This is a genomic window from Streptomyces sp. NPDC033131, from assembly GCF_055578365.1.
The window spans coordinates 134,790-145,772 of sequence record NZ_JBVIPA010000026.1 but is presented as its reverse complement, the minus strand read 5'-3'; the positions used below and the strand labels follow the sequence as shown (position 1 = coordinate 145,772).

Sequence of the window (10,983 nt, the reverse complement as noted above, 5' to 3'; positions counted from 1 at the left end):
GGAGACCACCTCACTGTCGATGTCCTGCGGTACCCGGGTTCAAGAATTCCGCCCGGGCGATCCTGATGGCGCGGGCTCCTCCGTTCTTCCCTCAGCGATCAACTACCTGTCAAACGGGGGACTGCGTACCGCTGTTCCTGCTGTTTGTGCTCTACTGCGCACTGCTGCACTGCGTACCGCTGGTGATGCGTACTGCTCCGTGGCCTGTGACAGCGCCACTCGTCGGCAGCCAGCCCCGTCGCCCGTCGTGCGTCTGCTCTGGCTTGGAACCCCACTGCCGAACCTCCCGGTGCGCGCGTCCACAGCCGACGCCTTCACCGAGGTACTGCTCACTTACGTCGCTGCTGGATCCTGCGTACTGCACCTGCGGGTACTGCCACCGCGTCAACCGCGGTCCTGCTCACGGCGGCCCCTGATCACTGCGGGCCACCCGGTCCGGCCGTCAGTCCCGTCGCCGTCCTGCAACCGCTCTGGCTCCGGAACTCCACCACCGCACCGTCCTGCGAACTGCTACTTGCTGTACTTCCAACTGCACTTCTGACCGGCAGTTCGTGTCTGCCAGGCCCTGCTGTCTCTCTGAGCTACGAGAGCAACCATAACCACACCACCACCCAATGTCTACTCCAGCCACCACAGATTTCTGCGCCCTTGACGACGAGATAATCAGCCCCGATCCGAACAGTGACGGAGGAAGGACGAGCACCAGACACAGGTTTGACGACGGATGAACCAGCCCCGAGCCGAACCAGCAAACCGTCGCCGGATCGGGCCGCGACTTGCGGACGGAAACTGACCGCGTTGCTCCCTACGGTCGTTCCATGACCCAGACGCAGAAGATTCTTGTCGCCGGTGCCACCGGAACCGTCGGCCGCCGAGTCGTCGCCGAACTACTCACCCGCGGCCACGCGGTCCGCGCCCTCACCCGGGATGCATCGAGGGCCACGCTCTCGGCCGGCGTCGAGGTCGTCCAGGGCGACCTCACCGAACCCGACAGCGTGATTCCGGCCTTGGAGGGCGTCACCGGCCTCCACCTGATCACCTTCGACGGGCCTGACTTCGCCCCGCTGGAGACCGGCCCCCGGATCCTGGAGCTGGCCCACGAGGCAGGCGTGCGGCGGGTGACCGTGCTGCATGGTGGCGGGCCGTCGCCGCTGGAAGACGCCGTGCGGGCAGACAGCGATGTGGACTGGTCTGTTCTCATGCCTGTCGAGTTCATGGCCAACGCGCTGGAATGGGCGGAGGGGATCGTGGCCGCGGGTGAAGTCCGCGAGCCGTTCGTCTCGCGGCTGAGCGCCATGGTTCACGAGAGCGACATCGGCGCCGTCGCCGCGGTCGCGCTCACCGAGGAGGGCCACGGAGGCCAGGAGTACGTGATCACCGGCCCCGAACTGCTGACTGTCGGCGACAAGGTGGCGACGATCGCCGCCGCTCTTGGCAGGGACATCGCCCTGGTCGAGCTGTCCGAGGAGCAGGCCGTCGCGCAATGGCGGGCGGCGGGGCACCCGGAGGACGTCATCGGCTTCCTGCTCGAAGCCTACGGGGACACCCCGGAGGTGGGTCGTACGGTCGTCGACACGGTCGAGAAGGTCACCGGCCGCCCGGCCCGCACTTTCGCCCAGTGGGCCGCGGAGCACGCGGACGCCTTCACGGCAACAGCCCCCGCGCACACGCCGTAGCACCGCGTCGTAGGTGACACGGACGCGGAAGGATCCGCAAGACGGGTGACGCCCACCGTCCGCGTCCTGCGCCGCCCGGCAGAGCCGGGTGACTTCCCCTCACCTCCTGACTGCACGCCCACCCCCGCTCCCCCACCATCAGCTCGAAGACCCGTGCCCTGCGCGGCTTGCCCTGTGCACGGCCTGCTGCCGCAATGCGCCTGCGACCGAAAGGGACAACGACGCGGCCACCGGCCAGGCCGTGGGACCGGAGGAGTGGCTTCCGTCATAGCCCAGTCGATCCTGCCCTGGTGGGGTGGCTGGATGCGTACCGCCCTCCCCGCCCTGCGCGGCTACCTGCCGCCGCTCCTGGTTCACCTGCTGATAGGAGTCCCCACGGCCCTCGCAGTCCTCTGCACACGCTGGTACATCGCCTACGGGCACTGCCAGTACGACGATCTGGACCGCCGCGACCTGGACGGCTGCACCTACGACCAGATCGAAAACAGCGGCTTCGCCCTGATCGCCCTGATCCTGAGCGGCGCCCTCGTGCTCGTCCTGCTCCTCCTCTTCGACGTCCTCCGCCCCCTGCACGCCGACCGCCCGCTGAAACCACGCCTGCTCACCCTGCCGGCGGTCCTGATCCCGTACGCGGTGTACGTGATGAACGGGGGGTGGTGAGCACTGTCGAAGCGGACTGTCGTCGGGAGGGCGCGTCTGCTTCGGGGCAGGCCGCGGGGCTTCGTACATCCTCATGCCCGCCCAACGGGCCAGCCGTGCGGGGGGACGGTTCAGCCTTGCAGGTGCACGGCCACTGCCGCATCACCAGGGCCTGACCGGCCGTCCGACGCATCCCTGGCTGCTGGGGGCCTGCGGGTCCTGCCCTTGGCCACCACCAAGCGCCTCCCCGCGAAGTGCAGCCGGACCCGCTGGGCGGCACAGTGTACGGAACCGGCCGAGCGCGCTTCCGCCACGGACGGACTGGCCAGTGGGAGGTTGCACAGCATGTTGTCTCATGCGCTCGAGCGTGGCGTCCTCGTCATCACCGTGCACGACGATCCCGGCATTGTCGGGCGCGCCACACTCGCGGTGGAGATCAGCAACCTCGTTCATGCCCACAAGCCGCTGCCCGTCGTCATCGTCCTTGACGAGCCGGCCACCGGCGGTGCAGCGGTGAGTGCGGTCCTGCGCGCTCATCGCATGTGCAGCAGCCTTGGTGTACGGATGTCCGTGGCCACCGGCAGTGCCCCTGCCCGACGGCTGCTTGAGACGAATGCCGACACCAGCGGCCCTCGGCTGGTCATTCACGCGCGGACCGACACCGCCATCGCCGCGGCTTTCACCGCGGACGTGTGACGGACGTTTCCGCTTGCGCCGGGTCTGGTTGGGCAGGTGGAGAACCTCGCAGCATCGTGGTGCGTCAAGCCTTGACATGGAAAGACACACCAATCCGCCCTGGATGGCAGGCTGCTTGACATTGATCGCAGGGGCGCTCGCCGGCTACGGCGCCTACCGGCTGTCCCGCGCGGCGCGCCGGACCTGCGCCGTCATCCTGCGGGAACACCCGAGCCTGTTCGATCTGTGGACCTGGGAAGCACCGCTCACAGTCCTCGCGGCGGGATTCACAGGCTTGGCTGCGTGGGCGCTGCCCGCAGTCATCCTGCGGGATCAAAAGCGCTGGTGCCTGAACTTGCTGATACCACCTGTGGTCTTCCTGGCAGCGATGATCGCACTGGCTCTAATGCACTTCGCCTGGCTGGGGACACCGCTCGGGGTGGGGAACGACACCAATGGCAGCTGCTCCTGGGACAATGTCCCACCCTGGTGGCCTGGGTGGCTGCCCGCGTGAGGCGTGGCGGCGGACGGTGCCATCTCGTCAACTGCCCGCTCACGGGCCGAGTTCGGAAGTCCGTCTGGGGCTTCCTACCTGCTGGTCAGGCGGTCGGCCAGGTAGGCCGGAGCGCCGTCGCTACGACCGTGGGGTGATCGCCACGCACAGCCCGAGCCGAGCCTTGCCGGGAGCCAGGGCGCAATGGCTGCGCGCGGATGGAGATTTCCTCGCCTGCGCTGATGACGAACTCGTCCTTGCCGAGTGGTTCGCCCTGCCAGGTGCGGGCGTACACGGGGGTGCAGTGTACGAGATGCTATCTCGCATCTCGTAAAGTAGTTCCGTTCGACGCTGAGGGTCGCCTCCGCGTTGGCCTTTCAGTCGCGTGGACCGCGTTGTAGCGCCCACGTCCGGATCGCACCTGAAGTGAGCTCCCGATGCGACGTATCGCCATATCCGTGGCCGCCACCACCATCTCCGTCTCGCTCGCCGGATGCGGCGCGCTCAACGCGACGGGGAGCCTCGACGACGCGAGCCCGACCAAGGGCGACGACATCAGCGTGGGGCTGCTGCTGCCGGAGAAGTCGAACCCCCAGTACGAGCAGTTTCACTACCCCGTCATCAAGGCGAAGGTCGCGTCCCTCACGCACGGCAAGGGGCGGGTCGAGTACGCCAACGCCGAGGCGGACGGGGGCAAGCAGGTCCGACAGCTGAAGCAGATGATCGACGATCGGGTCGACGTGATCCTGCTGGACCCCGTCGACACGCATGCCATCGCCGGCGGGGTGAGAGAGGCCAAGGAGGCCGGAATCCCGGTCATCGCCTACGACCGGCTGGCCGAGGGCCCGATCGATGCGTACATCACCTTTGACAACGAACTCGTCGGCGAGGTGCAGGGCCGCTCCCTGCTGGAGGCTCTCGGCGAGGACGCCGGCATGTCCGACAAAATCGTCATGATGAACGGCTCGCCCACCGACCCGAACGCCCAGCAGTTCAAGGCGGGCGCGCTCCGCGTGCTCGACGGCAGGGTGACCATCGCCAGGTCGTTCGACACCAAGGACTGGAAGCCGCAGAACGCCGAGAAGAACATGGCCGAGGCGATCAAAGAACTCGGCAAGAACAACATCAAGGCGGTCTACGCCGCCAACGACGGCCTGGCGGCCAGCATCATCAAGGCGCTGAAGGCCGCAGGCGTGACCAACCTCCCGCCGATCACCGGGCAGGACGCGGAGCTGTCGGCAGTGCAGCGGATCATCGGCGGCGAGCAGTACATGAGTGTGTACAAGCCGTACCCGCAGGAGGCCGAGAACGCCGCGGCGATGGCCGTGACGAAGGCCCAGGGGAAGGACATCCAGTTCGACGCCCTCACCGGCGAGAGAGTCGACAGCCCCACCAACAAGGGCATCCCGTCACACCTCGTGCCCGTCGTCGCCCTGAGGAAGGACAACATCAAGGACACGGTCATCAAGGACGGCATGTTCGAACGGTCCGACATATGCACGCCAGAACTCGCAGCCGCCTGCGCGGCGGCAGGCCTGCAGAAGTAGTGCCCCCCTCCCCCGGAGGTGAGGGGCCCGTTGTCCGGGGCGCTCGGAGCCCGCGCAGGTCCCGCCCGGCAGCTCCGCCGTTCCGCTGAGGTGAAGAAGCCGAACCGACCCGGGGCCCGCTCTGGACCTCACCGCGCGTACCGGCACCCGCGCCCGGGACACGGCAGAGCCACACGACGGCCAAGGGCCGCCCCTGGCCCCCGGGGGCCCCTCAGAGACGATCGCGCCCCGGGCTCTTTCTTCGCCGTCAGGGGAGGCCCGGCCCCGCAGCCCAACCCGATCGTGTCAGGACGACAGGGCGAGGACGCAGAACTCGTGGCCCTCGGGGTCGGCCAGGCACGTCCACGGGACGTCGCCCTGGCCGAGGTCGAGGTCGGTGGCACCGAGGGCCCGCAGTCGAGCCACCTCTGCAGCTTTGTCGTCACCGGGGTACGGCAGCAGGTCAAGATGGACGCGGTCCGGCACGGTCTTCCCGCCGGGCGTACGGAGGAACTCGAGATACGGGCCGACGCCCTTGCCGGAGCGCAGCACCGCATGATCGTCGGTCACCTCGTTCACGGGCCAGTCCATCGCCTCGCCCCAGAACCGGGCCATGGCCCGCGGATCCGCGCAGTCGACCACCACCCGGGCGATCGGCCCGGTGTCCCGATAGGTTTGCCGAGGCTCCAGCACGCAGAACTCGTTGCCCTCGGGGTCGGCGAGGACCGTCCACGGCACTTCGCCCTGGCCCACGTGGGCTGGCGTCGCACCGAGAGCCTGGAGTCGCGCGACCAGCTCCGCCTGATGGACCGCAGAGGTACTGGCGAGATCGAGGTGCACACGGTTCTTTGCCGTTGTCTTGGGTTCCGGGACGGCGACGACGTCGAGGCAGACGGCCACCGGGTCCGGCCAAGCGAAGCCGCCGACGGGTCCACCGTCGCTCACGACCGGTCCCACGTCGGTCACGCCGGGTCCCGTGTAGGTCGCGCCACGCCCCTCGTACAGACCCCAGCCGAGCGCCTCCGCCCAGAACCGGCCGACCGCCGAGTCATCAAGGGCCTTTATGTTCACCTGGACAGGTCGCAGTGCCATGTCGGCGACCCTATGCACTCCGCAACGGCATCCACAGGTGCCGCTGCCGAACAAAGTGCTGGAGTCTCTGCGATGCGTGCCGGCGCTCTCGCGACTTGCTCTCGGAGGTCACCAAGTCGCAGCACCCCATGAACGGCCGAGAAGCGTGCCCGGCGATCACGGAATGGGGCACGCTCTCTGACCGCTGAAGAAAACTGTGCGTCATGGTCCGCGTGTCAGCTGATGCGAGCTCCTGCGCCGCTGACACGGACGCGCGAGTCACCCGCGCGCAGCGTCACCGTGAGCTCGCCGGGGCGGCCCAGGTCTTCCCCTTGGTGCAGAGTCAGGACGGCATCCTCGGCCACCAGGCCGAGTTCCCGGGCGTACGCGCCGAACGCGGCGGCCGCAGCGCCGGTCGCCGGGTCCTCGACGACGCCGCCGACCGGGAACGGGTCACGGACGTGGAAGACGGTCGCCGACTCCCGCCACACCAACTGGACCGTGGTCAGATCCAAACGGTGCATCAGGGCCTCGAGGCGCGCGAAGTCATACGCGAGATCTGCGAGGCGGGCGCGCGTCGCCGCCCCGAGAACGAGATGACGGGCCCCGGCGAACGCGATACGGGGCGGGAAGGCCGGGTCGAGATCAGCAGCCGGCCAGTCAAGCGCGGCAAGCCCCTCCACGAGGTCGTCGTCGGCGATCTCCTCGATGTGCGGCGCGACACTGGTGAGCGTCGCCCTGACCGTCCCGCCCTCCTCGACCACCTCCACCGGTACTGTCCCGGCCCGCGTCGCGAACACCAGCTCGCCGGGGCCTGTCCGCTCGGCGAGCGCGACGGCCGTGGCGACGGTGGCGTGCCCACAGAACGGCACCTCGGCCTTGGGGCTGAAGTATCGAATGGTGTACGCCCGCCCCTCCTGACCACCGAGGCCTTCCGGGGGCTCGGTCAGGAACGCGGACTCCGAGTATCCGAGGTCGGCGGCGATGGCCAGCATGCCGTTGTCGTCCAGGGCAGCGGCGTCCAGTACGACGCCGGCGGGGTTGCCGCCGGCGGGGTCGCTCGAAAAGGCGGTGTATCGCAACACCTCGGGGCGCGGCGCATTCGTCGTCATGTTCGCGGCAACGCGAGGCGGGCCCGCGGCTATTCCTGCACGCGGACGGGCCCACGCGGATCACGCGGTATGGCCATGAGTCGCGTCGCGGATGCGCAATGGCTCACTGGGCATGACAGCGGGACCATCGTCCTGGGAACAGGAAGGGCGCGCCGGGAGCCCCCGCACTTACGGCCCGCGGTAGCGGCTGCACTGATGGGGATGCTCGTCTTGGAGGACTGAAGCCGCCGCCCACGCACGCCGCGGCACTGCTTCTTACCCGTTCGTCGGCTGGGCTGCCGCGGCTCCGAACGCCTCTGCGGTGGCTCCTTCCGCCTCCTGGGACGAGGGGGTGTCGACGAAGCTGTAGGGCGGCAGAGGGCCGTGGACACGCAAATCCAGGTGCGGGTGCTCGTGGCGGAGTTCCTCGACCGTTGCCAGAAAGTGCTCCGCTGAACCGCGGTCCACCAGGAAGGAGAGGTTGGCCAGCCAGCCGGTGCTCTGCGGTCCGACACTGACTGCCTCGGCCGCCGGCGCCAGCGCCTGCTGAAGCAGTTCCGCGTCAGTCACCTCGCGCGCGTGAACGGCATCAGCGACCATCTCTCCTACGCGGACCCTCTGCTCGTGCGACCCGCCGCCGGCCTTCCGGTTCGCCTCCGCCAGGGACCGGATCTCGTCGTTGTCCCTCATCACCAGGCGCAGTACGCCCTCTTCGTCGTGGTTGGCCTTGAGGTTGTACTCCGCCTTGCCGTCCAGCGTGCGCAGCCGCTCCAGGAGGTGTTCCGCGCGTTCGGCGAGCACCGTGGTCACCGTGTCGTCGTCCGGGGAAGTGCTGCCGAACCGCATCGGCAGGACCACGTCATCCGCTCCGGCCGCATCCAGTACCCGTTGGTGAGCAAGCAGGTCACGCCGCTTGGGCCGCAGTTCCTCGGGGGCTTCGCTGACGATCGCGGCCAGCTCGCCCTGGCGCAGAACGCGCACCGGCCGCGGAGGGTCTCCGATGCCGTCCAGGTCCTGTGGGAGTGAGGAGTGCGAGGCGCGGATGATCCCGTAGACGTAGTTGCTCATCACTCTTGCTCCCTCCTGCGCGCGGCGGTCCGTGCGCCCTGTCGTGCCTTGCCCTCGTCACGGGCCTGCTGGAAGGCGTCCGAAATCGTCTCCGCGGCGCCTGACAGGGCTCCCTTGGTCTTACCGCGGGCTCCGGATTCGGTGAGTTTGCCGGTGAGTTCCGTGAGCCCGGCCGGCTTGCGCGGCCCCGCCTCCAGATCGAGACGGTTGCACGCCTCGGCGAAGCGCAGGTACGTGTCGACGCTGGCGACCACGATCCGGATGTCGATCTTGAGTATCTCGATGCCGACGAGGGAGACCCGCACGAATGCGTCGATCACCAGCCCGCGGTCGAGAATGAGCTCAAGAACGTCGTAGAGGCCACTGGAACCTCCTCCGCCGCCACCCTGTTGTGTCGCCACGGTCATCACGACCACCCCTTGTCATCCGTCTCTGCGTGGTCCCGTCGACGCTGCCCCTCGCTGCGACGCAGGCTTCAGGTTGCGGGTAGCCCCTACCAGGCACGATCAAACGCATGTACGAGTCCTCGGCGAGGTGAACCTGCGGCACAACCGAGTGCGTCCGTGCGGCCGCGCGCCCTGCATGCGCACCCGCCCCACCCCCCAGCTCCTCAGGGCGACCGGGCGTGGCTTGAGCCGACGCAGCGTCGATGAGTGAATATCGGCACTGCTCTCGGGCGCTTGCCGACGAGCCCTACCTGCGAGCCGCTGCCAGACGGTCGACGGTCACGAACAATGACGGGCAGTGGCCACCACGGCGGACCGAACGTGTGAGCAGTTTCCTCCCCCGGCCGCCTTGGGGATGCGCATCCGGTGCAGCAGATCGCGGGTGAGCCGCTTGTCGAGCGTGGTGCTCCAGGCGACACCGGGGTACTGGGAGCGCAGATGCGACAGCGCCCTCGTGCCCAGGCCGCAGTCCCGGAACGGTTCGTCGAGGACGACCCCGGTGATGACGCCCTCGGCACACTCCTCGCATGCTCGATAGGTCACCCTCCCGACCACCTTTCGGATGTGCACCAGCAGCAGACACTCCTCACCCGCACCCTCCGGAGCGAAAGAGGGCAGCATCTCGATTCCGCGGTAGGCAAGGAGCCTGCGATGCCACCGGCCGCCTCGTCGTCCAGAGCGCCGATGCCTGCCCCCGGCCCGCCGCAGCCGCGGTGAGGCGCCTGCCCATGCTCCAGACTCGCCGTGCGCATTGCTCATGGCGTACATCGGGATTCCCTTCATGCCATCGCGTGCCCGCAATCCTCCGCACTCATGTCACGACGCCCAGAACCCCTTGCCTCGCGCCCGACACTCGCAGCGGCGCGTCACGCCACGCGGCCGGCTTCCTCCACCGAGCTGAGCGCCTGCCGACTGGAGCCGTTTCCCCACGCGGCGGTCGTCGCTCACCGGCCAGCAGCATCGCCGCCCGCCAGGGTCCGCCTTCATCAACCGCTGTTACTGGCCTTTCCGTTCAGTTGTCGGGGGCTGCCATTGCTGGATCCCGGCGGTACGCCGCGCAGGGCGGTGGTCCACTCCGCAGGGTCAGACCGCGCGGGTGCGGGTGCGGGCGCGCGAACCACCGTGATCCCCTTCGTGCGGGCTCACCTTCCGCTCGGCGGTCCTGTCGTGGTCATCCGGGACAACCGTTCTGAGGAGGCCGACGGGCGTCCTGGGGCGTGCCGGCGCATCACCGGGGCTCCGGTGGGCCGGGGCGGCGGGCGTAGCAGAACAGGTGCTCCTCGGGGACGGCGAGTTCACCGGCCGGCACGAACGCCGAGACGGCGTGGTGCAGGACCGTCAGCCCGCACTCCTCCTGGAGTATCCGGAGGTAGTCGTCCGCCGCGAAGCTGGAGACGCGGACCGGCCGGCCCATGAACTCGATGTGGACGCCCTCGACATCGGCCGGCACGGTGGCCGTCACGAGGTAGCCGCCCGGGGCCAGCCAGCCGGCCATCCGCCGCAGCGCCGCCGTGGCCTGCGCCCGCGTCATCATCAGTAGCGGGAAGAACGCGCAGACCGCCTCGAAATCGCCTTCCGGTGTGAACTCGCGTATGTCGCACTGTTCGAACCGGGCGCCCGGCACCTGTTCTCGGGCCAATGCCACCATGACCGGTGACACGTCGATGCCGGTCACCGCGCAGCCCGCCGCCGCCAGCCGCTCGGCGACCGGCCGCCCGGTGCCGCTGCCGACGTCCAGCACCCGGGCCCCCGACGGTAGCCGCCCGGCCAGCCACTCGACCGCCTCCCACTGGGCCGGCAGCCTGCCGAACGCCTCCTCGTACGCGAGCCCCAGCCCGTCGAACAACTCGGCCGCCGGCACGCTCCCGTCCCCGCCCGCGGGGCCCGCTATCCGCAGAGTTGCTTCAGCCCAGGCGCCGGCCCGGGGAGGGGGACCACGTCGGCGAAGAGCGTTGCCGCGCGCCGTTTCCGCGAACTGGCCCACGGCGACCAGACGGCGGTCGAGCGGGAGGGCGTCGTCGGTGACCACGTCGGTGACCAGCGGCGGTTGCCAGTCGTCCAGGTGTCCGACTTGGCGCGGACCGTCGACCACCCGATCCAGGAACACTTGGCGATGCCGAGGTTCCCTTGGACCGTCCGAAGACCTGATGAACGCGTGATCTCCGACGAAGCGCGGCTCTCTCAGCAGCCCATGCCCGCGCGTGTGCAGGCATGTTCGCCCGTCGCGATCGACAGGCCGCGCACTCACGATGTTTGCCGTGCCTGAAAGAGGCGACCCTGGGTAGTCGGCAACTGTTG

General features: G+C 68.9%; 11 protein-coding genes. 5 read left to right on the top strand and 6 right to left on the bottom strand.

Annotated features, from left to right (window positions below):
* Window positions 1-818 precede the first annotated feature (818 nt).
* The 5 genes from ACZ5XS_RS29300 (at window position 819) to ACZ5XS_RS29280 (ending at window position 5,030) form a co-directional block, all read left to right on the top strand.
* Window positions 819-1,676 (top strand): NAD(P)H-binding protein, encoded by an 858-nt coding sequence (locus tag ACZ5XS_RS29300; protein ID WP_468656278.1) that lies wholly within the window; start codon window positions 819-821, stop codon window positions 1,674-1,676.
* A 255-nt stretch (window positions 1,677-1,931) separates the two neighbouring features.
* Entirely contained in the window at window positions 1,932-2,336 is a 405-nt protein-coding gene (locus ACZ5XS_RS29295; protein WP_468656276.1) for a hypothetical protein, read from the top strand.
* Window positions 2,337-2,660: 324 nt separating this feature from the next.
* Entirely contained in the window at window positions 2,661-3,011 is a 351-nt protein-coding gene (locus ACZ5XS_RS29290) for a hypothetical protein (protein WP_468656274.1), read from the top strand.
* A 115-nt stretch (window positions 3,012-3,126) separates the two neighbouring features.
* Window positions 3,127-3,504: a hypothetical protein gene (locus ACZ5XS_RS29285; protein ID WP_468656272.1), complete on the top strand. Its 378-nt coding sequence runs from the start codon at window positions 3,127-3,129 to the stop codon at window positions 3,502-3,504.
* Between the two features lie 416 nt (window positions 3,505-3,920).
* Window positions 3,921-5,030, top strand: coding sequence for a sugar ABC transporter substrate-binding protein (locus tag ACZ5XS_RS29280; RefSeq protein WP_468656270.1), 1,110 nt, complete (start codon window positions 3,921-3,923; stop codon window positions 5,028-5,030).
* A 285-nt stretch (window positions 5,031-5,315) separates the two neighbouring features.
* Here ACZ5XS_RS29280 and ACZ5XS_RS29275 read toward each other — a convergent pair whose 3' ends face one another.
* The 6 genes from ACZ5XS_RS29275 to ACZ5XS_RS29250 form a co-directional block, all read right to left on the bottom strand.
* A complete protein-coding gene (locus ACZ5XS_RS29275; protein ID WP_468656268.1) occupies window positions 5,316-6,101 on the bottom strand; it encodes a VOC family protein in 786 nt (261 codons plus the stop codon).
* A 215-nt stretch (window positions 6,102-6,316) separates the two neighbouring features.
* Entirely contained in the window at window positions 6,317-7,192 is an 876-nt protein-coding gene (locus tag ACZ5XS_RS29270) for a PhzF family phenazine biosynthesis protein (protein WP_468656266.1), read from the bottom strand.
* 255 nt (window positions 7,193-7,447) lie between these two features.
* Window positions 7,448-8,239, bottom strand: a complete 792-nt coding sequence (locus tag ACZ5XS_RS29265; RefSeq protein ID WP_468656264.1) for a GvpL/GvpF family gas vesicle protein — start codon at window positions 8,237-8,239, stop codon at window positions 7,448-7,450.
* Window positions 8,239-8,646: a gas vesicle structural protein GvpA gene (locus tag ACZ5XS_RS29260; RefSeq protein WP_468656286.1), complete on the bottom strand. Its 408-nt coding sequence runs from the start codon at window positions 8,644-8,646 to the stop codon at window positions 8,239-8,241. The genes ACZ5XS_RS29265 and ACZ5XS_RS29260 overlap by 1 nt, the downstream gene beginning before the upstream one ends.
* 318 nt (window positions 8,647-8,964) lie before the next feature.
* Window positions 8,965-9,228: an N-acetyltransferase gene (locus tag ACZ5XS_RS29255; RefSeq protein ID WP_468656262.1), complete on the bottom strand. Its 264-nt coding sequence runs from the start codon at window positions 9,226-9,228 to the stop codon at window positions 8,965-8,967.
* Window positions 9,229-9,913: 685 nt separating this feature from the next.
* On the bottom strand, window positions 9,914-10,792 hold the full coding sequence (locus ACZ5XS_RS29250; protein ID WP_468656260.1) for a class I SAM-dependent methyltransferase: 879 nt from the start codon (window positions 10,790-10,792) through the stop codon (window positions 9,914-9,916).
* Window positions 10,793-10,983 lie beyond the last annotated feature (191 nt).

What these genes read in the sequence shown, in the direction of transcription:
- ACZ5XS_RS29280 (WP_468656270.1), top strand. Translation starts at nt 3,921, where the DNA reads ATGCGACGTATCGCCATATCCGTGGCCGCCACCACCATCTCCGTCTCG.
- ACZ5XS_RS29260 (WP_468656286.1), bottom strand. Translation starts at nt 8,646, where the DNA reads ATGACCGTGGCGACACAACAGGGTGGCGGCGGAGGAGGTTCCAGTGGC.
- ACZ5XS_RS29290 (WP_468656274.1), top strand. Translation starts at nt 2,661, where the DNA reads ATGTTGTCTCATGCGCTCGAGCGTGGCGTCCTCGTCATCACCGTGCAC.
- ACZ5XS_RS29300 (WP_468656278.1), top strand. Translation starts at nt 819, where the DNA reads ATGACCCAGACGCAGAAGATTCTTGTCGCCGGTGCCACCGGAACCGTC.
- ACZ5XS_RS29275 (WP_468656268.1), bottom strand. Translation starts at nt 6,101, where the DNA reads ATGGCACTGCGACCTGTCCAGGTGAACATAAAGGCCCTTGATGACTCG.
- ACZ5XS_RS29265 (WP_468656264.1), bottom strand. Translation starts at nt 8,239, where the DNA reads ATGAGCAACTACGTCTACGGGATCATCCGCGCCTCGCACTCCTCACTC.
- ACZ5XS_RS29270 (WP_468656266.1), bottom strand. Translation starts at nt 7,192, where the DNA reads ATGACGACGAATGCGCCGCGCCCCGAGGTGTTGCGATACACCGCCTTT.